Origin of the sequence: Cypionkella sp. (genome assembly GCF_034376685.1) — a bacterium.
Lineage (GTDB): Bacteria > Pseudomonadota > Alphaproteobacteria > Rhodobacterales > Rhodobacteraceae > Cypionkella.
In genome coordinates this window covers 1-21,900 of record NZ_JAXMJJ010000099.1, presented here as the reverse complement: position 1 = coordinate 21,900, position 21,900 = coordinate 1, and the positions used below count along the sequence as shown (strand labels likewise).

Below are 21,900 nucleotides of genomic sequence, written 5' to 3'. Positions count from 1 at the left end.
GGCGGTCGTCGCGCGCGATAAGCTTTCCAAATCTCTACAAAAAGGCCCGCCAAATGGCGGGCCTTTTGCTTTAGCGGATGCGGCGTGTCAGCTTGGCGGCTTGGCGCGCGCGTTTGGCCATGTCCTTGCCAGCCCGCGCTTGTTCAAGCTCCTCCGGCGTCATCTGATCGGGGGATTTCCCCCGCCTTGCCGCATAGTCGACACCCTTGTTTACGGCGGTATTGACCAGCCGCCCCAAGAATTTGTTCAAAATCATCTGAATGATGCGGTCCATCGCGTTAATCCTCAAACAATTCGCTTTGCCCGGTGCTGGGCTGTTCTTCATCTTCAGATGGGGTCACCAAAGCGCCCGGCAAGGGGCGGCTATCAAGAAGCCCGGCGGCGCGCAGTTCCTTCAGACCCGGTAGATCGCGGGCGGATTCAAGCCCGAAATGGTCCAAGAAGTGATCCGTCACCACAAAGGTCACCGGACGCCCCGGCGTCATCCGACGGCGGCCCAGCCTGATCCAATCCAGTTCCAACAGCTGATCTACGGTGCCCCGGCTGACCGCCACGCCACGAATTTCTTCAATCTCGGCCCGTGTCACCGGCTGATGATAGGCCACAATCGCCAGCGTCTCAATCGCCGCACGCGACAGCTTGCGCTGCTCGGCGGTTTCTTTCTGCATCAGATGCCCAAGGTCGGCGGCGGTGCGGAAGGCATAGGCATCCCCGACCTTGACCATATTCACCCCCCGCCCGTCATAGCGGCGACGCAGGGTCAACAAAGCCTCGGCGGGGTCGCAACCATGCGGCATGCGTTTGACCAGTTCGGCCAAGGTCACAGGCTCGGTCGCCGCGAACAGAATGGCTTCGACCATACGTTCCTGCTCGCCCATCGGTGGCGCTTCGAACAGGCTTTTTTCGATCGGATCGGTCATGGATCGGCCCTGCGGATCATCAGCGGAGCGAAAACCTCGCCCTGTTTGATCTGCACTTGGCCGCGTTTGGCCATTTCCAGAATCGCGGCGAAATGGGCAGCGGTGGCCGATCTGCGGCGGGCGGGCGAGACCTCCCACCCGTCCGGCATGAAGCTGGTTAAATCCGACCATTCTCCGGCATAACCCAGTAAGCCACGCATCCGTTCCAGCGCGTCTTCCATCGTATAGACGTCTTTGCGATCAAAGGCATAGGGGCGGAATTCGTCGCGGGTGCGGATGCGGGCATAGGCACGCATCAGATCAAGAAGCGTCGCTGTGTAGCTGACATTGACCTTGCGCGTCACATCCTCGGGGACGCCCCGCGCAAAGAAATCACGCCCCAACTGATCACGGCCCATCAGCCGGGCAGCAGCCTCGCGCATCGCCGACAGCCGCTCCAGCTGGAAGGCAAGATGGGCCGCAAGATCTTCCGCCGATGGCCCCGCCTCACCGGGTTCGGGCGGCAGCAGCAGGCGGGATTTCAAGAAGGCCAGCCAAGCCGCCATCACCAAATAATCGGCGGCCAGCTCAATCCGCAGGGCTGCTGCGCGCTGCACAAACACCAGATACTGCTCGGCCAGTTGCAGCACGGAAATCTTGCGCAGATCGACCTTTTGCGTGCGCGACAGCATCAACAACAGGTCAAGCGGGCCCTCAAACCCTTCCACATCAATGATCAGCGCTTCGGACGCGAGCCGTTCGGCAGCCGGCACGCGCTCGGGTGTGGTCCAGTCGTCGCGGTCGGGATCAGCCATCTGCATTTTCGCCCATCAGGGCAGAAAATTCGGCCTTCAGGGCGGCAATGTCAACACTTGGAGCAGGGCGGCGTTGCGCAAGCGCTGCGGTGGCGCGGCTGCGGGCGGCTTCGGTCATCGCAGCTGCGGCCGCGGCGACTTCCAGCATTTCGGCCATATCGCCCTTGCAATGCAAAGCAATGTCGCAGCCCGCGGCCATCGAGCGCGCGGTGCGCTGGCCCAAGCTGCCCTCTAGCGCCTGCATGTTCAGATCATCGGTCATCAGCAGGCCCGCAAAGCCGATCTCTTCGCGAATGGCTTTGATCATCGCGGGCGACTGCGTGGCAGGCAGGCTGTCATAGGCCGAGAAGATGATATGCGCGGTCATCGCCATCGGCAGGTCAGACAGCGCGCGGAACGGGGCGAAATCAGTGGTGCTTAACGTCGCGCGGTCTGTCGTCACGGTGGGCAGATCGTGGTGGGTATCATTGATCGACCGGCCATGCCCCGGCATGTGTTTAACCACCGGCAGCACGCCCATCGCCAGATGGGCATCCGCGACGGCGCGGGCAATATGAGTGACGGTCTCAGCGTCTTGGCCATAGCAGCGATTGCGCAGGAAAGGATGCGTATCTGGCCCGCCAATATCGGCGACAGGCGCGCAGTTGGCATCAATGCCCACAGCACGCAGTTCAACGGCGATCACCTGTGCGCGCAGGGCCATCGCGCGGGCTGCATTTACCCCGGCCTTTTCGACGGTGTCCAGAGGGGCGGCCCATTCGCTCCAATAAGGTGGGCGCAGGCGTTGCACGCGACCACCTTCCTGATCGACAAGGATGGGCGCATCCCGGCCCACGCTATCGCGCAAGCTGGCAGTCAGGCGGGTAAGCTGTTCTGGTGTTTCGACATTTCGCGCGAAAATGATAAAGCCCAACGGGTCATAGTCGCGAAAGAAATCCCGCTCGGCCGCGGTCAAGATCACCCCGGCGCACCCAAAGATCGCGGCGCCAGAGCCGATCATTTTTGCGCAACCGGGATGCACGAGGCGTTTTGTGCCAGCATGGCCGCGCAGAATTGCCGGGCGACATCCTCATCGGCAAAGCCATGTGCGCGCAGACGGTAGAAGGTGCGGCCCCCACTTTGTGCGGATTGCACTACCATCGCCTTGGCGGCAAGCAGATCGGGGAAATTGGCTTGCAGCTTGGCCCATTCGGCGCGGGCACTGGCCTCATCATCGAAGGCCCCAAGTTGCACAAGCCGGGTGCCCGCAACGATAGTGCTGGGGTCGATCTCGGCCGCAGCAACCGCAGGTGCCGGAACCTCGGCAGGCGTTTCAGCGGTAGCGGCAACCGGTGCTGCGGCAGCAACGGCAGCGGCACTGGTTGGGCGCAGTTTCGGGCGGATTGACGTCACCGGATCGGCAGCCGCAACTTCGGTTGCGGCGGTGGGATCGTCAGTGCTTTCGCCATCGGCCAATGCGGCGGCAAGCGCTGCGGCTACGGCGTCTTCTTGTGTGGCGGGCAAGGGCTCTGATACCGCAAGGCTGCTGGCATCCATTGCGGGATCAAGCGGGATCGTCTCGGCGGTTGTCGTTCCGGAGGCAGCTTCCACAGGGCCAAGTTCGACAGGATCAATTTCAATGGGCGCAAGACTTGGCTCAGCCGATGCCGTCACCTCTGCCGGGGCGGTGCCTTCCAGCAAGCGGGTGGCTTCGGGAAGCGGTGCAAGCGCGGCGGTGCCAGCCTGATCTTCCTCCGTCAAAGCGACGTCACGCGGCGCGAGGATCAGCTTGTCCGGCAAGGGCAAGGCGGTGCCTGCAGCAGCCACGGCATTGACCGACAGGCCCTGATGCATCGCCACATCGCCACCTGGGTTTTCGGGCGCAATGCGCAGCGGTCCTTCCAGCGCACGCACCACCGGGATACCCGAGACATCACGCACCGCCAGTTTATAGCCCCATATGCCAAGCCCGATCACCAGAGCGATCGAGCAGACAGCCCCCGCCATATTGATCATCGCGCGGGCGCGACCCGCCGCATAGCCAGAGGCTACGTCATGCTCGGCATACCCGCCGTCGAACTCATCGAAATCCACGTCCGCCATGTCTTGCCTCGCGTGCAAGGGCGATACATGCCACCCCTGCTTGTTGTTTTGCCCTCTCTGGCCGGGCTGGTTTGACATGGGCACGTCAGCGCATTTCCTCGACCGGAGTAACGCCAAGGATACCAAGGCCCGCCGAAATCACAACGCCCGTGGCGCGCAGCATGGCGATTTTCGCCGAAGATGTTGCCACATTGCCCTCTTGGATGAAGCGCAGGCTGGTGTCATCGTTGCCCTTGTTCCACAATCCGTGGAATTCCGACGCCAGTTCATAGAGATAGAATGCGATCCGGTGCGGCTCGTTGCCCTTGGCAGCGATCTCGACCAAACGCGGCCATTCTGCCAGCTTTTTCGCCATTTCAATCTCGGCCGGATGGCCAAGGATGCTAAGATCGGCATTCGCCAAAGCTGCATCGCTGCAATCAATCCCCGCCTCACGCGATTTGCGCAGCACCGAGTTGATCCGGGCATTGGCGTATTGGACGTAGAACACCGGGTTATCTTTCGACTGCTCCAACACCTTGGCAAAGTCGAAATCCAGCGTCACATCGTTCTTACGGGTCAGCATCATGAAACGGGTCACATCCGCCCCCGCCTGCTCGACCACATCGCGCAGGGTCACAAAGGTGCCCGCCCGCTTCGACATCTTGAACGGCTCACCATTCTTGTACAGCTTCACGAGCTGCACCAGCTTGATATCCAACGGAACCTTGCCATTGGACAAAGCCGAAACCGCCGCCTTCATCCGCTTGACATAGCCGCCGTGATCGGCGCCGAAAATGTCGATCAACTCATCAAAGCCGCGCTGCACCTTGTTGTAGTGATAGGCAATATCAGGCGCGAAATAGGTCCATGACCCATCCGATTTCATTACCGGGCGATCCACGTCATCGCCGTGCGCTGTGGAGCGGAACAGCGTTTGCACCCGCGGCTCCCAATCTTCCAGGGTCTTGCCCTTCGGCGGCTCAAGGGTGCCTTCATAAATCAGCCCCATATCGCGCAGGGCCTTGATCGCAGCCTCAATCTGCCCGGTGCCATACAGCGCCTTTTCCGAGGAATACACGTCCATCTTGACGCCCAAGGCCGCCAGATCGCCGCGAATTTCTTCCATCATCATCTCGGAGGCAATCTCGCGGATGTCGGCCAGCCAAACCTCCTCGCCCTTATCGAGCAGAGAGGTGCCGTATTTCGCCTTCAGCGCCTCACCGACCGGGATCAGATAATCGCCCGGATACAGCCCCTCGCGGATTTCCGGCTCCAGCCCGTTGGCCTCGCGGTAGCGCTCATAGGCCGAGCGCGCCAGCACATCGACCTGCGCGCCACCATCGTTGATGTAGTATTCGCGCGTCACATCCCAACCCGAGAACGCCAGCAGCCGCGCCAACGCGTCGCCCACCACAGCACCACGCACATGGCCCACATGCATCGGCCCCGTGGGGTTGGCCGAGACGAATTCGACGTTCACTTTCCGCCCTGCCCCGGCGCTGGATTTGCCGAAAGACGGCCCTTCAGTCAGCGCCGCTTTCACCACGCCCTGCCAGACGCTTGCCGCCAGCCGCAGATTCAAGAACCCTGGCCCCGCCACTTCGGCCCCGGTCACACGCGGGTCGAGGCGAAGTTTGGCGGCCAAAGCCTCGGCAATCACGCGCGGCTGCAAACCTGCGGGCTTGGCCAGCACCATTGCCGCATTGGTCGCCATATCACCATGCGCCGGATCGCGCGGCGGCTCGACCGCCACTTGCGCAAAGTCCAGGCCAGACGGCAAAACGCCCTCGGCCACCAATGCCGTCAGGCTATCAGTCACCAAAGAGCGGATTTCAGCGAAGAGGTTCATTTGATCAATTCCTGTCTCGTTGGCTCGGGAATGCCAGAGCCAGCAAGACAGGTCAAGGACAGCCCGGTTTTGCGGGCCTAGTTTTGCTCGGTGCGCCAGTCATCCAAGGCAGAATTGGCATCAGGTGGGGTGGAGGCCGTGGTCAGCCCCGTGGGCACGCTTACCGGGCGATTGCGAAAGTAATGTGTCTCACGCGCGCCGAAGTAGAAAGCAACCACCGCCCCCAGCAACCACCACAACGGTTCCGGCACCGCATTCAGCCCCACCATCCGCAGGGCAAAATCCTTCGGGTCAATCATCGCATAGACAAACAGACCAATGGTGCCAAAGGCCAGAAGCGGGCGCGGCAAGCGGTTCAACCCATTGACCAATCGGTCAAACCCGCTGGTTGAGGCATTGCTGAACTCGTCACCAAACTGCTCCAGCGCTGCCTTCTGCGCCTGTGCCGACAACTCCATCCGCTTGGTAGCAGTCGGCACGAAAACCTCGGCCACGCCCTTGGCGGCATCGCCCAAAGCCGCCAACGCCCCCGGTGCGTTCAAGACATTCCCGATCAACCCCATGCTGCCACCCGTGCTTGATGTTGCGCCTCTGTCAGTCGGTATTTCGCCGCGATGAACTCTTCAGCCCGCGTGATCCAACCGCCCTTGCCGCCATCCCGGCGAAGGGCATATTTGCGGCTGGCAGGGCGGGCATCGGCCAATGCGTAATAGTAGTTCCGCCGCGCAATCCCGTAAGCGTCTGCAAGGTGGCTGGGGGCCGCTTCAGCGGCCATCTGCGCCGCGCGAATGGTTTGCGGGCCGATTTGGCCATCCGCGTCGCAGGGAAAGCCCATGCTGGTCAGCAGACGTTGCAGCACTTTCACTGCATTCGCCCCAGCGTTGACATACATATCAAAAACCGATGCCTGCAAGCTCTCTGGCAGCGCCCCGATCCCTGTGCGGAGGAAGTAATGTTCAACATAGATATCAACCGCTTGCGCCGCCGAAAGTGCGCGCACATCAGCCACGTCGATCTTTACGTCCCGCGTGATATCGATGCCCAGTCGGCGCAATGTGTTCAGCGTGACGCCGTGTTTTGTCGCCCCGCCCGGATCATCCGGGTCATTCACAAAGCCGCCTTCGCGCGCGACAATCTCAACCGCCAAATCCTGCACAGATTTCATCGCATCTCCCCTTGGGTTGCTGGGGAAATGCTGACGCGAAAGGGTTAATCTGATGCGAGTGGCCCGCGCGGTGCCATTCCGCGCAAAACGTAAGGGATTGCGCCTATTCTTGCGGTGCGACGTAAACGCCCTGCTCTTTCAGCGCGTCAACCACTTCTTTCGGCATATAGTCTTCATCATGTTTGGCAAGAATTTCACTGGCAATGAAGGTATTCCCCTCCATTTGCCCAGTGCCGACCATGCCCGCACCTTCAGCAAAAAGATCCGGCAACACACCGGTAAACTTCACCGGCACCACCTTGTTCGTGTCAGTGACATTGAAGCTGACGGTCTTGCCCTGCCCGCGCACAAGGCTGCCCTCTTCCACCAATCCGCCGATGCGAAACACTTCGCCGGTGGCAGGTGGATCGCTCAGCACCTGGCTGGGCGAGCGGAAAAAGTTGATGCCATCGCGCATCGCGTAGCCAATCAGCGCTGTCGAGGCCGTAAGCAGCACGAACGCAAACAGGATCAACTGCACGCGGCGGCGTTTCTTTAACCCCTTTAGCCCAGCCATATCAGCCCCTTACGGGAACATCGGTGCCAACATAAGCCCCGAGGTTTCCTCTATACCCAACATCAGATTGGCGTTCTGGATGGCCTGCCCCGACGAGCCTTTCGTCAAGTTGTCCAACACAGCCACTACCACGGCGCGGCCCGGAACCCGATCTCCGATCACGCCGATATGGCAGTAGTTAGACCCTGCAATGTCGCGCGTCGAGGGGAGTGCGCCAAAGGGTAGCACCTGCAGGAACGGCTCGGCTGCATAAGCATCGCTCAGCACCTGATGAATGGCCTTCGCGTCGCCCTGCACATAGGTGGTCGCCAAAATCCCGCGATTCATTGGCAACAGATGCGGGGAAAACTGAATGTGAACCGGGCGACCGGCGAGTTTAGAAAACTCCTGATCAAACTCACCCAAGTGGCGATGCTTGCCGCCCATCGAATAGGTGTGGGTGCCGCCCGAAAGTTCTGCATGCAGCAGGTTTTCCTTCAAGCTGCGCCCTGCCCCAGACACCCCGGCCTTGAGGTCGATCAGGATGCTATCAAGGTTAATCACCCCGGCAGAAATCAGCGGCCGCAGTGCATACTGCCCCGTTGCCGCATTGCAGCCCGTGCCTGCCACCAGCCGCCCCTTGCGAATGTCATCGCGGTAGAACTCGGTCAGCCCATAGACCGCCTCTTTTTGCAGATCGGTGGCGGTGTGGGCTTGGCCATACCATTTTTCATATTCCGCAGGGTCGCGCAGCCGGAAATCTGCCGACAGATCGACGATTTTCAAATCGCGTGGCAGGGCAGAAACCACTACCTGCGTGGTGGCATGCGGCAGGGCGCAGAAGCAAAGATCAACTTCGGAAAAGTCAATCTCGTCAATTTTTTGCAGGCGCGGCAGATCCAGATGACGCAGGAAAGGGAAGACCTCGGCCATCGCCATCCCCGCTTTGCGGTCGGCGGAAAGGGCGACGATTTTCATCGAAGGATGCGTGGCAATCAGGCGGACCAGTTCCGCGCCTGTATAGCCCGAGGCCCCCAGAATGGCGATGCGATGCGACATGCGATCCTCCTGCATTTGTTGGCGCAGATGTGGCGTCTGGGGGGGGAGGATGCAAGTGAAATTATGGTGTCAGGCGCTCACCTGCCTCAACCCGGAACGGCAGGATATTTTCGCGAGGCGGCAGCGGGCAGATCGCGAAATCGGTGAAGCCGCAGGGGGGCGTGAAGGCACGGTTGAAATCAAGGGTGATCTCGGTGTCAGTGGCATCCTCGCCGATCAGGAAGCGCGAGGCGGGGTAAGTTTCCTTTCCACTGGTGAGGTCGCGGATCACGAACATCGGTTTGCCGTCTTTCCAGTGGGTGGCGAGCAGGGAGATGGTGTGTGTTTGGTAGGTAAAATCGGCTGTGTGGGTGAGGTTCACCGTGGTGGGGGCGCCGCCTTTTTGGTCGATGGAGTGTTGGATCGGGGTGGAGAGGGTTTGCCAGCGGGCGCGGAGGATGAGGGATAGGTTGGTGGGGAAGTAATGGAGCGTTGCCTGCCTCGGCAGGGTGAGGTCGCGGACGCGGAGGGCGGGGGTGTTGTCGACGGTGTGGAGTTCTAGGAGGAGGGTTTGGTGGCGGAGTTGGGGGAAGCCAGAATTGGTGGGAAGGAAGTGGATCGGGGCGGCGCTGGGGGGTGTCAGGGTTTCGGTGGTGGGGTCGATCAGGCCGAGATGGGCGGGGCCGGTGGAGAGCTGGATTTGATTATCGGGGGCGGAGCCTACGGATTGTGGGCCGGGATTTAGCTCGACCCGGTCGGTGAGGTTGAGCCAGCCGTCCTCGGCTTGCAGGGCTTCCAGACGGGCGGCGCGGTGTTGGGTCAGGGGGAGCATTTTGGGGGCCTTTTGGCGGTGGTCCCAACTCGGGACCATTTTTTGTTGTTTGGATTCAATGGGGTGGGATGGTCGATTTAAGGGTTTGTTAAGGAGTTGTGTCTTAACCTAACGCGGAACAACTCTTCAAACAGCAGACGCTGAATATAGAGAAAACACAAGTCTTGCCAACTGCCAAAGATTTAACGCAAGCTAGCGCTATGTTGCACACACCGTTGGAGGATAGATTGGATTTCTCGTTGCGCGTAAAAGATTTAGCCGCGCGCTCGCGCCATGCATCTATGCACGCTTTAACCGAAGAAGCGACCAAGACCGCGGTGGTGTTACCGCTGATCCAAACTTTCGGATTTGACGTTTTCAATCTTGAGGAAGTTACACCCGAGTATATCGCGGATGTTGGCATCAAAAAGGGCGAGAAAATTGACTTCGCAATCAAGATTGACAAAAAGATAGCAATCTTGATCGAAGCTAAGCCTACATCCATGTCGCTGGGAAGCGCACAATATAGCCAACTTTATCGCTACTTTGGCGTTGCTGGCGCGCGTCTTGCTATTTTGACGAATGGTCGCGAAATCTGGTTCTTTTCAGATATTGATGAAAAGAACAAAATGGATAAGCGCCCGTTCTTTACTTTTGATTTGCAGTCATACGACGAGCACCAAGTCTTGGAGTTGGCACGCTTTCAAAAAGCAAACTTCGCTATCGAGTCTATCCTTGAGGCCGCATCGAATTTAAAGTTCGTGAAGTCCGCCGCAGCATTTTTGAAAAAGCAGCTTTCAACGCCGGATGACGAATTTGTACGTTATGTTGGAAGACAAATCTATGATGGCACGCTGACGAAATCGGCGGTTGAGCAGCTACGACCTGCGATATCTTCTGCACTGGATGAGCTAATCCGCAACCGAATCCAAGATAAGTTGAATGTGACCTTTGGTCAGGAAGCTGTGCAGAATGATCAGCACACAGAGAAAAAGCCTGTCGAGGAACCGCAAAGCTCTGAGATTGATACCACACAGGAAGAGACTTTTGCCTTCCTTGTGGTCAAAGCCATAGGTTCTAAGATCGTACCTGTTGAACGTATTACGCTTCGGGACTCAAAAAGCTATTGCAGCATCTTTGTAGATGACAACAATCGAAAGCCTGTGTGCAGGCTGTATTTTAACTCAAAAACCACAAAAAGCATTGGTCTGTTCGACGATCAAAAGATCGAAACGCGACATCAGATTGTGGAAGCGTCCGATATTTATAAATTTTCTAATCAAATTGAAAAGGCGCTGTCTACCTACTCTTAGTAGTTTCAGCCGTGCAGAAATGGTGCGTGAAATCACGCACCCTACAGACCCGCGGCTTTGCGCAGGGCTTCGTTCATGCGGCTTTGCCAACCGGGACCGCTGGATTTGAAGGCTTCCAGCACTTCGGGGTCGAGGCGCAGAGTGGTGGAGATTTTGGGGGCTGCGGATTTCGGGCGGCCACGCTGCACGCGGGCCGCGGCGAATTTGGCAGTCCAGTAGGGAGTAGTCAGGTCGGGTGCGTCGTCGTCAGGATCGAACGCGCCGTCTTGGAACGTGTCAGGATCGTAGGGATGGGCCGAATTGGGCTTGTTCGCGGGCATTTGCTTTTCTCAAACTAATGATACGGCGGACGGGGCCGCGTCTGGTCCAGATCACCACCACCATGCGGTTTTGCAGGAAGCTCACTGTGGTGAAGCGGGTTTCGCCGTAGTCTTGCCGCAGGTCTTCGACTGTTACGAGCATTCCAAGGAAGACCTCGGCGGTGTCAGCCATATCAAGGCCACGGTGTAGGAGGGTTGCGTCGCGTTTTGCGGGGTCATATTCGATCTGCATTTAATGTAACTACATTAATACGGAAATGCAAGCGTGGTGGCGGGTTCCTTTAACAACAGGGGTGGCGGTTAAGGAGAAGTTAAGTTTTCGAGCAGGACTATAGATTTGATTGGGAACGTTAGGGTGGGTTGCGCCCGCCCTACGATGATGGCGGTGCGGCGCGCAGGTTGTGGGTTCGGAACGCTCCGCGGGGGATATTTGAGCCAATGTGAATGTTGGGGTTTTGATCTGTAGAAATCACTGGGAAAGCCACAGGGAAAGCCACAGGGCAATGCGGGTGGGCGGGTGGAACCCTGCCCACAGGATGTGATCTGTGAACCCGTGCGCGGGCTCCACCCGCCCTACCCCGTCACGCGGACTCGAACACCACTTTCTTGCGCAAAAATTGCGTGGCTTTGTTGGAGACGGACGCCGCGTCGCCGGTGGTGATGAATTTGGACTGCGTGCCCTGCCCCAGCATTTCTGGACGGCGGTGCAGGTAGTCGGCAAGGCTTTCGGCGACGAGGTTGGCTTGGGAGTAGACTTTGACCTCTGGCCCCAAAGCCTCGGCGAAGGTTTTTTCCATCAGCGGGTAGTGAGTGCAACCAAGGACGGCGGCTTGCGGGTGGGGCATCCGGCGTTTCAGGGCCTCGACATGGCTGCGCACGAGGGCTTCGGCGAGGATTTCGTCGCCTTGTTCGATGGCATCGACGACACCGCCGCAGGGTTGCGCCTCGACATCAACGCCGATGGCGCGGAAGGCGAGTTCGCGCTGGAAGGCACGGGAGGCGACAGTGGCGGGGGTGGCGAACAGGGCGACATGTTTGACCGTGACTTCGCGCGGGGGGGAGTTGTCGCCCCATTGGCGTTCCGTGAGGGCTTCGATGAGAGGGACGAAGACTCCCAGCACACGCTTTTCGGGGGGCAGCCAGGTTTCCTGCATGCGTTTCAGGGCGGCGGCGGAGGCGGTGTTGCAGGCGAGGATCACCAGATCGCAGCCTTCGGCCCAGAGGCGTTCTGTGGCGGCACAGGTCAGGTTGAAAATGTCGTCATGGGTGCGCACGCCGTAGGGGGCGTGGGCGTTGTCGCCGAAATAGACGAAAGGTGTGTCGGGGAGGCGCTTGGTCAGCGCGTCCAGCACTGTCAGCCCGCCGATGCCGCTGTCGAATACGCCTACTGCCATCTTTGCCCCCTGCCCGCCCCCACCGATTGCGCGCAGGTTTGAAGCTGCGGTTCAGCGGGATTTGTATTTCGCCTCGAATTCGTAGCCATGAGCATAGGAGGGAAGTGGCGCGGGTGAAAGGGCGTAGGTGGCTTGGCGCAGGGTTTCCATCATCGCGGTGGGGTCGGATTTTAAGGATTGGATGGTGTCGGTGGGGATTGGTTGGCCGATCACAAGGCGCACGGGGGTGTCGGTGCGGGACTTGAACTCTTTCAACAGCAGGGCGACGCGCAGATTGGCGTGGACGCGCGAGGCGAGCTGGAACAGGCGGGAGTTGTGGCCCTCAAAGTATACGGGGACGACGGTGGCATTGGATTTGGCGATCATCTTGGCGGTGAAATTGCGCCAGGATGGGTCCATCGGGCGGGAGAATGGTTTGAGCGAGGTGGAGACGGTGCCGCCGGGGAAAATGCCGATCGCGCCGCCTTCGCTGAGGTATTGCAGGGCGGTTGCGCGGGTCTCAATGTTGAGCTTCACGGCTTCCTTGGTCTCATCAAAGGAAATCGGCAGCAGGACTTTGTTCAGGGCTTCGGCACGGCGGAACACGGCGTTGGAGAGGATGCGGAAATCGCCCCGGACAGCATCTAGGATATGGCCCATCATCAACCCGTCGAGGATGCCGTAGGGGTGGTTGGCAATCAGCACCAGTGGGCCGGTGCTGGGGATGTTCGCAAGGGAGCCCGCGATGAGGTCGAGTGAGAGGCCGTAACGCGCGGGGATGACTTCCCAGAACGAGCGGCCTTGCGCGATCTCGGCCTCATAGCCTGCGGCACGGTCAATCAGGTTGCGGCGGCCCGAGACGTTTTCCAGCACGCGGATCAGGGCGCGGCCGGGCTTGGTGCGGGCCGAGGTGGCGTAGGAAATGTCGCGGCTGATGTTGGTTTGCAGCATCTGGACCTATGGGCTTTGCGCGGGCGGAATGGCGGCTTTGCGGCAGGGTAATGGCTGTGCGTGACGCTGAAATGACAGCGGGCGGAGTGGACGGCGGGCTGGCAGTGGGAAAAAATACCGAAATACCCCGTTTACAGGGCGGAATTTGTGCATAGATAAGCAGGCTCATGGTATCATCCGTGAAATAATTTCGAGGGACCGATGGACTGGGACAAGCTGCGCATTTTTCACGCGGTTGCCGAAAAGGGCAGCCTGACTCATGCGGGTGAAGTGCTGCATCTGTCGCAATCGGCGGTCAGTCGGCAAATTCGCGCGCTGGAAGAGAGCCTTTCGGTGACGCTGTTCCACCGTCACGCACGCGGGCTGATCCTGACGGAACAGGGTGAATTGCTGTATGATGCGACGCAGGCGATGGTCAAACGGCTGGATGCGACGGCCGCACGGATCCGGGATTCCGAGGATGAGGTGTTTGGCGAGTTGCGGGTGACGACGACGACCGGGTTCGGGACGTTGTGGTTGGCGCCGCGCCTGCCTGCTTTGTACAAGAAGTACCCCAGCCTGAAGATTGATCTGATGCTGGAAGAGCGGGTGTTGGATCTGCCGATGCGTGAGGCGGATGTCGCGATAAGGATGAAAGAGCCAAGCCAGGCCGATCTGATCCGCAAGCGGTTGATGAACATCCGGATGCGGCTTTATGCGACGCCGGAATATCTGGCCGAGCATGGCACGCCCGCCACGATGGATGATTTCACCCAGCATCGGTTGATCTGCCAGCATGCAGGCACCGCGCAGGTGGCGGCGGGGGCCAATCTGGTGGCCGAGTTGATGAGCCATGATATTCCCTCGACCCTGACGGTGAACAACTATTTCGGGGTGCTGCAGGGGGTGCTGAACCATCTGGGCATCGGGGTGTTGCCGGACTATCTGACCGAAGATTTCCCGCATCTGGTGCGGGTGTTGCCGGAGACCGAAAGCACCGAAGTGCCGGTGTTTCTGGCCTATCCAGAGGAGTTGCGGCATTCCAAGCGGGTGTCGGCGTTCCGGGATTTCGTGACAGAAGAGATTTTCGCGTTTCGCAAGCGGCAGCAGTTGTAGGGCTTGCATTAATGTCACCATCGCTGCGGCTTTACGCTGCTGCGATTTGGAAAGATTGCAAGCGGTGGGCAGGTTGCTATGAAGCCTGCCAAGATCGGCATTTATGAAAGGGAGACTGCGCATGACATTTTTGAACATCTCCCTTCGGGCTTGATCACTTCCAGAACGCATAGGCTTTTGGCGTGATGTGACGGCAGCTTTCGGCTGCTTCGATCTTCTTTTGACAGCGAGTCAAAATCATGGGCATTTCCCATTCTGGGCCCAACTCTCTTGCACAACATGCAAGCGAGCGGGTCTTTCATTACTATACCCCATCGGCTTGGATTGATGGGCGCGCTGAGGCGCAGTTAAACGAGGTTTTGCACCTGCAAGGCGTGTCTGCGGTGGCGGGCTACCCCGATCTGCATCCGGGCCGTTTCGGTCCGGTGGGTGCCGCCATGTTAGCAGATCGGATCTATCCGCATCTGGTGGGTTCAGATGTCGGCTGCGGCATGTCCTTGTTTTCACTTGATCTGCCTTTGCGGAAGTTCTCTGCCGAAAAGGCGGGGCAGCGGATGCGGGTGCTTGAGACCGCTTGGGAGGGTGCAGAATCCGCGCTGGCTGCGGCGGGCATTGATCCAGCGATGGGTTTTGGCTTGGGCAGCATCGGCGGCGGCAATCACTTTTGCGAAGTGCTGGCGGTAGATAGCATAGTGCAACCGATCGAGGGGCTTTCACGAAACAGCCTGTGTTTGCTGGTGCATTCCGGGTCGCGGTCGTGGGGGGACGCGTTTTTCCAAAGCCTGCAAGGGCATTGGACCGACGGGCTGCTGGCTGAGGGTGAGGCGGGCCGCCACTACTTGCAGCGCCATGATGTCTTGGTGGCTTGGGCCAAGGCAAACCGCTTGGCGATTGCCACACGCGCGGCAGAGGCATTGCGCGCCGATCTTCATCTGATCTCAGATGCGCCACATAATTTGGTGCAGGGCTTGGCGGGTAATTGGTTACACCGCAAAGGGGCCGCGGTTGCCACCGGGGGTTTGGTGCCGTTGGCTGGGTCGCGTGATAGTCTCAGCTATGTGGTGGCGGTGACAGGGGCGGCGGAGACGCCGTTCCAATCGCTGGCGCATGGGGCTGGGCGCAAACATGATCGGGCCTCGATGCATGGGCGTATCCGCAAACACCGCTCGGAGTTAGAGCGTCTGCGCCGCAATAGCTTCGGCGGGCATATCTTGTGCGAAGACGCCGATTTGCTGATTGAGGAAGCCGGCAGTGCCTATAAATCGGCGGCAAATGTGCTGGCGGATTTGCAGGCTTTGGGATTGGCCGAGCCTGTGGCGGCTTTGCGCCCGTTGCTGACCTATAAGAAAACCCGTGTTGAGGAGTTTCTGTGATGCAGGTTTCGCTATTGATCAGCAGCGGCGATGGGCCAGAGGAATGCAGGCAGGCGGTGGCGCATGTTGTGGCCCGGATGGCTGCGGAAGCAGAAGCGTTGGGGCTTGAGATGAATGCCTGTTTTGATGGTCCAAAGGAACGGCCCGCCTCGGTGATCGTGGTGCTGGAAGGGGTGGGTGCCGAAAAGCTGGCCGCTCAGTGGTTGGGCACCGTGCTTTGGCGGCAGAAGAGCAAGCTGCGGCCACAGCATCGCCGTGCGAACTGGTTTGTTGGGGTTTTCGCCTTGGATCAGCCCGCGCCAGATGCGGTGCGGATTGATCCTGCCGAAGTGCGCTTTAGCAGCTTTCGCGCTGGCGGGCCGGGCGGGCAGCACCAGAACACCACAGATAGCGCCGTGCGGGCGGAGTGGCGCAGTATTGTCGCCGTTTCGCGCGATGAACGCTCGCAGCATCGCAACAAGGCGGTGGCCTTGCAGCGGTTGCAATTCTTGGTGGACCAAAGGGCGGCGCAAAGCGAGGCAGATGCAAAGCGCCGCGCCAATCTGATGCACAAGGAATTGCAGCGCGGTGCGGCGCGGCGGGTGTTTGAGGGGGATACGTTTGTGGAAAGGCGGTGGGAAGGCTGAGGCCGAGATTGCACGGGCTATGAGGCCGGGCAGAAACTGATCAAACGGTCAAAGCTATGCGCAGAATGCATGGCGGCATTGCCGCAGGTGCAGCCTGTTCTTTATTGAGGCAAATCAGCCATAGGTATAGATACCGCTGTGAGGCAGCAGTCGAGTTCGCTCTTGCTGCTTCATACCTCCCTGTTGGACTTGGCCGAGCGAAAGCTCGGCCTTTTTTTTAGCTTTCGGGGGTAGTTTTGTTAACTGCCTGCGCATCAAGCAGATTTTTGCGGCGTTCGGCCAAAAATGCTGCGTCTGCGAGATTTGCTGCAAGTGCGATGGCGCGGGTGTAGGCGGCATAGGCTGCGGGGTGATTCGCTGTTAGCGCCAACACATGCGCAAGGGCGGCATGATAGGGTTGGTAGTTGGCAAGGGGTTTGGCAAGCGCCTTGAGCCTGCGCAGCGCCTGTTCCGGCTGGCCGATTTCGGCCAAAGCCACGGCGCGATTGAGGGCTATAACCGGGGTGGGCTCCAGTTCCAGCAGGCGGGCATAGAGCGCTTCGATCTGCGGCCAATCGGGGGTGGGCGGCAGAATGTGGCTGGCGGCGATAGCGGCTTTCAGCTGCATCGGGCCGGGGCGGCTTTGGGATATGGCGGCGTTCAGCAGGGTGATGGCTTCGGTGATTTCGGCTGCGTTCCACAGGCTGCGGTCTTGGTGTTCGGGCGGGATGGTTTGGCCGTTTGACGCACGGGCGGGTGCGCGGGCATGGCTGAACAGCATCAGCGCCAGGCAGGCTTGGGTTTCGGGATCATGCGGCAGCAGGGTGAGCAGCAGGCGGGCGAGGAAGATCGCCTCTTGGCACAGGCTGGGGTTGGATTGCGTGTGGCCCGTGGTGAAGATCAGGTAGATCACCGTCAGCACTGAGCGCAGACGTTCCGGCCACTCGGCGGCGTCGGGCAGATCGAAGCGCAGGCTTAGGGCGGCGATGCGGGATTTGGCGCGGGTAATGCGCTGGCCCATTGTGGGTTCGGCATCGAGGAAAGCGGCGGCGATCTCGGCGGTGGTCAGGGCGCAGACGGTGCGCAGGGTCAAAGCACAGCGGGATTTTTCATCCAGCGCCGGGTGGCAGCAGGTGAAGATCAGCCGCAGACGCTCATCCGGGATGCTGGCGGGATCATCGGCGGCCTCATCGCGGGCGAGTTGCGCCAGCGCGGTGGCTTGGCGGCCATCACGGGCGGCACCGCGCAGACGGTCGATGGCTTTGCGGAAGGCGGCGCGGATCAGCCAAGCCTCGGGCCGGTGCGGCGGCCCTGCCCTGCCCCAATGGAGCAACGCAGAGACGCAGGCATCTTGCAGCGCATCCTCGGCGAGTTGGAAATCCCCGACGCGGGCGATCAGAGCGGCAAGGATGCGGCCACGGTCCCGCCGCAGGCATTGGGATAGGGCTGCGGCTGGGTCGGTCATGGTTGGTCTCAGTATTCCATCACCGGGCGCAATTCGACTGTGCCCCAAGCCACCGAAGGCACCATCGCGGCATAGGCGATGGCGGCGTCCAGACTATCGGCGTGGAACAGGTAGAAGCCGCCGAGGTGTTCCTTGGTTTCAGCGAAGGGGCCGTCCATCGTCTCGACTTTGCCGCCACGCAGACGGACAGAGGTGGCGGTTTCGGCCGGTTGCAGACCTTCTCCGGCGATGAAGGCCCCATCGGCCTTCAGCTTGGCGGACAGCGCGAAATAGCCTTCCATGAAGGCCGCGAACTCTGGGCTGCCATAGGGCGGCTCGGTGCCGGGGGCGGAATAGATCAGGGCCATGAATTGCATTTTCGTCTCCGTGTTTGGGTTTCGATAGCACAAGGACGTTTGCCAAGGCCGGATTTCGACAAAGCGGGTGAAATAATTGCGGGAATTTTGTCCCGGCCCTTTCCCTGTTGGCCCGCTTGGCCTATGACGCCCGCAACTCTCATATTTCCGGGGAATGCCATGACCGAGCCCGCCATCACACCCGAACTGATTGCCAGCCACGGGATGAAACCGGATGAGTATCAGCGTTTGCTGGAGATCATCGGGCGCGCGCCGTCGTTCACCGAACTGGGGATTTTCAGCGCGATGTGGAACGAGCATTGCAGCTATAAGTCGTCGAAGAAATGGCTGCGCACGCTGCCGACCACCGGGCCGCAGGTGATTTGCGGGCCGGGCGAGAATGCAGGCGTCGTTGATATTGGCGACGGGCAGGCGGTGATCTTCAAGATGGAGAGCCACAACCACCCTTCGTATATCGAGCCGCATCAGGGGGCTGCCACTGGCGTGGGCGGGATTTTGCGCGATGTGTTCACCATGGGGGCGCGGCCGATTGCGGCGATGAACTCGCTGTCGTTCGGGGTGCCGTCGCATCCGAAGACCGGCTATCTGGTTAAGGGTGTGGTTGAGGGCGTCGGGTCTTATGGCAATGCGTTTGGCGTGCCGACCGTGGGGGGCGAGGTGCGCTTCCACAAAAGCTATAACGGCAACTGTCTGGTGAACGCGTTTGCCGCCGGGTTGGCGGATGCAGACAAGATTTTCTACTCGGTGGCGTCCGGCGTGGGGATGCCGGTGGTGTATCTGGGCGCGAAGACCGGCCGTGATGGCGTAGGTGGGGCGACGATGGCCTCGGCGGAGTTTGACGATACCATTGAGGATAAGCGCCCGACCGTGCAGGTTGGCGACCCCTTCACTGAAAAGCGGTTGCTGGAGGCGTGTCTGGAGCTGATGGCTTCGGGGGCGGTGATCTCGATTCAGGATATGGGCGCGGCTGGGCTGACCTGTTCGGCGGTTGAGATGGGCGACAAGGGCGGCTTGGGGATCAAGCTGCAACTGGATGCCGTGCCGCAGCGCGAAACCCATATGACGGCCTATGAGATGATGCTGTCGGAAAGCCAAGAACGCATGCTGATGGTTCTGAAGCCAGAACTGGAAGACGTGGCGCGGGCGATTTTCGTGAAGTGGGATCTGGATTTCGCCATTGTGGGTGAGACGATCCCTGAGGATCGCTTCCTGATCCTGCATGGCAATGAGGTGAAAGCCGATCTGCCTTTGTCGAAACTATCGTCCTCTGCGCCGGAATATGATCGGCCTTGGGTGGAAACACCTGCGGCTGGGCCGTTGGGGGTGGTGCCTGCGATTGGCGCGATTGCCGGGCTGCGGGCGCTGATTGGCTCGCCGAATTATGCGCAGAAGGCTTGGGTTTACGAGCAGTATGACAGCATGGTTGGCGCCGATACGGTGGTGGCACCGGGCGCGGGTGCGGGGGTGGTGCGGGTGCATGGCACTGGCAAGGCGCTGGCATTCACCTCGGATGTGACGCCGCGCTATGTCAAGGCGAACCCGTTTGAGGGTGGCAAACAGGCTGTTGCCGAGGCTTACCGTAACCTGATCGCGGTGGGGGCCAAGCCTTTGGCCACGACCGACAATTTGAACTTCGGCAACCCGGAAAAGCCCGAAATCATGGGGCAGATGGTGGGGGCCATCAAGGGCATAGGTGCTGCGGTGGCGGCGCTGGATATGCCGATCGTTTCGGGCAACGTGTCTTTGTATAATGAGACCGATGGTTCGGGGATTTTGCCGACGCCGACGATTGGCGCGGTGGGGATTTTGGCAAGCTTGGATGATCTGATCTCTGGGCGGCCTGTTGCGGGTGACATGGCGCTGGTGATTGGCGCGACCAAGGGGCATCTGGGGCAGTCGGCCCTGCTCGCGGAAGCGTTTGGGATTGAGGCGGGCGATGCGCCGTTTGTCGATCTGGAGGCCGAGAAGGCTTCGGCGGCGGTGGTTTTGGCGTCGCGCAAGGCGATCCGGGCTTGCACCGATCTCGCGGATGGCGGGCTGGCGCTGGCGGCGTTTGAGATGGCCGAGGGCGCGGGGCTTGGGGTGGCTTTGACCTCGGGCGATGTGGCGGTGCTGTTTGGCGAGGATCAGGCGCGCTATCTGATCGCGGTTGCACCGGAAGCGGTGGCGGCGGTTGAAGCGGCAGGTCGGGCCGCTGGCGCGTTGGTGTCGCGCGTCGGTGTGTTTGGCGGCGATGTGGTGGATTTCGGCGGTGACAAGGCCAGCTTGGCTGAATTGTCGAACCTCTATCGCGGTGCGTTTGAGAAGGCGGTGGGGTGAGGCTGCGCCCTGCCCTAGCCGCTGATTTCGGCTTTATCCGGTCTGTAGCGGGGCGGGCAGAGTACGCACCTTTCATCACCGATGAGGATGAGGCTGGGTTGGCGGTTTATCTGACCAGCCCTGCGGCGCGGCTGCTGATCTGGGAAGACGATCACGGGCCGCGCGGATTTGCGCTTTATGCCGTGCCACAGGATGGCGCGGGTGTGGTGGAATTGCGCAGGTTGGCGCTGGACCACGCGGGGCGTGGTGAGGGTCAGACGTTTTTGCGCGCGATGATCGGCTATGCGTTTCATGATTTGGCGGCGCAAAGGCTGTGGCTGGATGCCTCGGGTGAGAATTTGCGCGCGCAGGCGGCGTATGTCCGGGCGGGGTTTGTGCTGGAGGGGCGACTGCGCGGGCATTGGTATCGGCCTGCCTTGGGCCGGGTGGTGGATTTGTTGATCTACGGCATGTTGCGGGCGGAGTGGCAGGCGGGCTGATTGGCCCCTTGCAGCGCCCCTGCCCCAAGCTTACATTTGCGATGAACTGTTCAGGAGTGCGCAATGGCGATGGAAGCCCATGAGATTGAAGCCTTGATCCGAGCGGCGTTTCCGCAGGCCAAGATCACCGTGCAGGGCGACGACGGCGCGCATTTCTCGGCTGAGGTGATTGATGCCAGCTTCAAAGGCATGAACCGGGTGCAACAACAACGCGCGGTTTACGCCAGTTTGAAGGGCAAGATGGACGGCCCTGCGGGCGCGTTGCACGCGCTGGCGCTGACGACGAAAGCGCCGGAGTGAGCCGAGCCATGCCCATCGAAGCTATCGGGTTGGTGGTTGTGGCGGTGGGTTTGGTTTTTGTCGTGCTGATAGGTCTGAAACGATGGCACGAGGCGAAGAATAGACATTCTGAATGGCGGCCCGCCCTAACAACAGATGATCCAAAGAAGGATGTGCATGTTTTGGGTAGTCGCTATCCGCAAAAGTCGAGAGATTTTCTGGCGAGCACCGTTAGCAACGCATACACCGTGCCAAAAGACCCAGAAGAATACGCAAAGATTTTCGTTCCGACGAAAGACAGAAAAGGAAGCGCAGAATGACTGCTCTAGAGACGATCAAAGACACCGTGACGAAGAACGATGTGGTGTTGTTTATGAAGGGCAACAAGTTGATGCCGCAGTGCGGATTCTCGTCGAAAGTGGCGGGGATTTTGAATTATCTCGGTGTTGAGTATGCCGATGTGAACGTGCTGGCGGATGCAGAAATCCGGCAGGGCATCAAGGAATTCTCGGATTGGCCAACGATTCCGCAGCTTTACGTCAAAGGTGAGTTTGTTGGCGGCTGCGATATTGCCATCGAGATGACGCTCTCGGGCGAGTTGGATGCGCTCCTTGAAGCCAATGGCGTGGCGTTTGACAAGGCGGCGGCGGAGAAGATCCGCGAAGCGAACGCGGGCTGATCTGTCGGAGCGGGGGAGTCCTGATACGTTCGTTATCACCTCTTGCATGCGGTTCCGCCTCCCTGGCGCGCAACATATTTTTCTTTTCAATATCATGTCCACCACTGACAGCCACTG

The 21,900-nt window shown here is 59.9% G+C and carries 26 protein-coding genes; 9 read left to right on the top strand and 17 right to left on the bottom strand.

Annotated features, from left to right (window positions below; genetic code table 11):
* Positions 1 to 70 precede the first annotated feature (70 nt).
* The 11 genes from U1A24_RS19315 to U1A24_RS19265 form a co-directional block, all read right to left on the bottom strand.
* A complete protein-coding gene (locus tag U1A24_RS19315) occupies positions 71 to 274 on the bottom strand; it encodes a hypothetical protein (RefSeq protein ID WP_322323618.1) in 204 nt (67 codons plus the stop codon).
* 4 nt (positions 275 to 278) lie between these two features.
* The gene (scpB, locus tag U1A24_RS19310) at positions 279 to 920 is read right to left on the bottom strand and encodes an SMC-Scp complex subunit ScpB (protein WP_322323617.1); all 642 of its coding nucleotides are present in this window, start codon (positions 918 to 920) and stop codon (positions 279 to 281) included.
* Positions 917 to 1,720, bottom strand: coding sequence for a segregation and condensation protein A (locus tag U1A24_RS19305; RefSeq protein ID WP_416173508.1), 804 nt, complete (start codon positions 1,718 to 1,720; stop codon positions 917 to 919). Before U1A24_RS19305 ends, scpB begins: the two co-directional genes overlap by 4 nt.
* Positions 1,707 to 2,714, bottom strand: a complete 1,008-nt coding sequence (nagZ, locus tag U1A24_RS19300) for a beta-N-acetylhexosaminidase (RefSeq protein WP_322323615.1) — start codon at positions 2,712 to 2,714, stop codon at positions 1,707 to 1,709. The genes U1A24_RS19305 and nagZ overlap by 14 nt, the downstream gene beginning before the upstream one ends.
* On the bottom strand, positions 2,711 to 3,796 hold the full coding sequence (locus U1A24_RS19295; protein ID WP_322323614.1) for an SPOR domain-containing protein: 1,086 nt from the start codon (positions 3,794 to 3,796) through the stop codon (positions 2,711 to 2,713). The genes nagZ and U1A24_RS19295 overlap by 4 nt, the downstream gene beginning before the upstream one ends.
* An 85-nt stretch (positions 3,797 to 3,881) precedes the next feature.
* Entirely contained in the window at positions 3,882 to 5,627 is a 1,746-nt protein-coding gene (gene argS / locus U1A24_RS19290; RefSeq protein WP_322323613.1) for an arginine--tRNA ligase, read from the bottom strand.
* Positions 5,628 to 5,704: 77 nt separating this feature from the next.
* Complete coding sequence (locus tag U1A24_RS19285) at positions 5,705 to 6,190, bottom strand: holin family protein (RefSeq protein ID WP_322323612.1); 486 nt, start codon at positions 6,188 to 6,190, stop codon at positions 5,705 to 5,707.
* Positions 6,181 to 6,792 (bottom strand): holin-associated N-acetylmuramidase, encoded by a 612-nt coding sequence (locus U1A24_RS19280; RefSeq protein ID WP_322323611.1) that lies wholly within the window; start codon positions 6,790 to 6,792, stop codon positions 6,181 to 6,183. Before U1A24_RS19280 ends, U1A24_RS19285 begins: the two co-directional genes overlap by 10 nt.
* 103 nt (positions 6,793 to 6,895) lie before the next feature.
* Positions 6,896 to 7,348, bottom strand: a complete 453-nt coding sequence (gene ccmE / locus U1A24_RS19275; protein WP_322323610.1) for a cytochrome c maturation protein CcmE — start codon at positions 7,346 to 7,348, stop codon at positions 6,896 to 6,898.
* Positions 7,349 to 7,357: 9 nt separating this feature from the next.
* The gene (gene argC / locus U1A24_RS19270; RefSeq protein WP_322323609.1) at positions 7,358 to 8,386 is read right to left on the bottom strand and encodes an N-acetyl-gamma-glutamyl-phosphate reductase; all 1,029 of its coding nucleotides are present in this window, start codon (positions 8,384 to 8,386) and stop codon (positions 7,358 to 7,360) included.
* 61 nt (positions 8,387 to 8,447) lie between these two features.
* The gene (locus tag U1A24_RS19265; RefSeq protein WP_322323608.1) at positions 8,448 to 9,197 is read right to left on the bottom strand and encodes a DUF1684 domain-containing protein; all 750 of its coding nucleotides are present in this window, start codon (positions 9,195 to 9,197) and stop codon (positions 8,448 to 8,450) included.
* 200 nt (positions 9,198 to 9,397) lie between these two features.
* Between U1A24_RS19265 and U1A24_RS19260 the strand changes: the two genes are divergently transcribed.
* Positions 9,398 to 10,489, top strand: coding sequence for a type I restriction enzyme HsdR N-terminal domain-containing protein (locus U1A24_RS19260; protein WP_322323607.1), 1,092 nt, complete (start codon positions 9,398 to 9,400; stop codon positions 10,487 to 10,489).
* A gap of 41 nt (positions 10,490 to 10,530) precedes the next feature.
* Here the strand turns inward: U1A24_RS19260 and U1A24_RS19255 are convergent, their stop codons facing one another.
* The 4 genes from U1A24_RS19255 to U1A24_RS19240 form a co-directional block, all read right to left on the bottom strand.
* Positions 10,531 to 10,809 carry a BrnA antitoxin family protein gene (locus tag U1A24_RS19255; protein ID WP_322323606.1) on the bottom strand — a complete coding sequence of 93 codons (279 nt, stop codon included), beginning with the start codon at positions 10,807 to 10,809 and terminating at the stop codon, positions 10,531 to 10,533.
* Complete coding sequence (locus tag U1A24_RS19250) at positions 10,766 to 11,041, bottom strand: BrnT family toxin (protein WP_322323605.1); 276 nt, start codon at positions 11,039 to 11,041, stop codon at positions 10,766 to 10,768. The genes U1A24_RS19255 and U1A24_RS19250 overlap by 44 nt, the downstream gene beginning before the upstream one ends.
* A 349-nt stretch (positions 11,042 to 11,390) precedes the next feature.
* Entirely contained in the window at positions 11,391 to 12,203 is an 813-nt protein-coding gene (gene murI / locus U1A24_RS19245) for a glutamate racemase (protein WP_322323604.1), read from the bottom strand.
* 51 nt (positions 12,204 to 12,254) lie between these two features.
* Positions 12,255 to 13,133: a lysophospholipid acyltransferase family protein gene (locus U1A24_RS19240; protein WP_322323603.1), complete on the bottom strand. Its 879-nt coding sequence runs from the start codon at positions 13,131 to 13,133 to the stop codon at positions 12,255 to 12,257.
* 201 nt (positions 13,134 to 13,334) lie between these two features.
* Here U1A24_RS19240 and U1A24_RS19235 point away from each other — a divergent pair, with 201 nt between their 5' ends.
* The 3 genes from U1A24_RS19235 to U1A24_RS19225 all read left to right on the top strand — a co-directional run bounded on the left by U1A24_RS19235 (position 13,335) and on the right by U1A24_RS19225 (position 16,227).
* The gene (locus tag U1A24_RS19235) at positions 13,335 to 14,228 is read left to right on the top strand and encodes a LysR family transcriptional regulator (protein WP_322323602.1); all 894 of its coding nucleotides are present in this window, start codon (positions 13,335 to 13,337) and stop codon (positions 14,226 to 14,228) included.
* A gap of 239 nt (positions 14,229 to 14,467) precedes the next feature.
* Positions 14,468 to 15,601 carry an RNA ligase RtcB family protein gene (locus U1A24_RS19230; protein WP_322323601.1) on the top strand — a complete coding sequence of 378 codons (1,134 nt, stop codon included), beginning with the start codon at positions 14,468 to 14,470 and terminating at the stop codon, positions 15,599 to 15,601.
* A complete protein-coding gene (locus tag U1A24_RS19225; protein WP_322323600.1) occupies positions 15,601 to 16,227 on the top strand; it encodes a peptide chain release factor-like protein in 627 nt (208 codons plus the stop codon). The genes U1A24_RS19230 and U1A24_RS19225 overlap by 1 nt, the downstream gene beginning before the upstream one ends.
* Before the next feature lie 217 nt (positions 16,228 to 16,444).
* On the opposite strand, the gene U1A24_RS19220 is transcribed toward U1A24_RS19225, so the two are convergent.
* Both U1A24_RS19220 and U1A24_RS19215 read right to left on the bottom strand, forming a co-directional pair.
* Positions 16,445 to 17,671, bottom strand: a complete 1,227-nt coding sequence (locus U1A24_RS19220) for an RNA polymerase sigma factor (RefSeq protein ID WP_322323599.1) — start codon at positions 17,669 to 17,671, stop codon at positions 16,445 to 16,447.
* 8 nt (positions 17,672 to 17,679) lie between these two features.
* A complete protein-coding gene (locus tag U1A24_RS19215; RefSeq protein WP_322323598.1) occupies positions 17,680 to 18,027 on the bottom strand; it encodes a YciI family protein in 348 nt (115 codons plus the stop codon).
* Positions 18,028 to 18,186: 159 nt separating this feature from the next.
* On the opposite strand from U1A24_RS19215, the gene purL reads away from it, so the two are divergent.
* From purL to grxD, 5 genes are all read left to right on the top strand, one after another.
* Entirely contained in the window at positions 18,187 to 20,346 is a 2,160-nt protein-coding gene (gene purL / locus U1A24_RS19210) for a phosphoribosylformylglycinamidine synthase subunit PurL (protein WP_322323597.1), read from the top strand.
* A complete protein-coding gene (locus tag U1A24_RS19205; RefSeq protein WP_322323596.1) occupies positions 20,343 to 20,825 on the top strand; it encodes a GNAT family N-acetyltransferase in 483 nt (160 codons plus the stop codon). The genes purL and U1A24_RS19205 overlap by 4 nt, the downstream gene beginning before the upstream one ends.
* Before the next feature lie 63 nt (positions 20,826 to 20,888).
* Entirely contained in the window at positions 20,889 to 21,125 is a 237-nt protein-coding gene (locus U1A24_RS19200; RefSeq protein ID WP_322323595.1) for a BolA/IbaG family iron-sulfur metabolism protein, read from the top strand.
* 8 nt (positions 21,126 to 21,133) lie between these two features.
* On the top strand, positions 21,134 to 21,424 hold the full coding sequence (locus U1A24_RS19195) for a hypothetical protein (protein ID WP_322323594.1): 291 nt from the start codon (positions 21,134 to 21,136) through the stop codon (positions 21,422 to 21,424).
* On the top strand, positions 21,421 to 21,783 hold the full coding sequence (gene grxD / locus U1A24_RS19190; RefSeq protein WP_322323593.1) for a Grx4 family monothiol glutaredoxin: 363 nt from the start codon (positions 21,421 to 21,423) through the stop codon (positions 21,781 to 21,783). Before U1A24_RS19195 ends, grxD begins: the two co-directional genes overlap by 4 nt.
* Positions 21,784 to 21,900 lie beyond the last annotated feature (117 nt).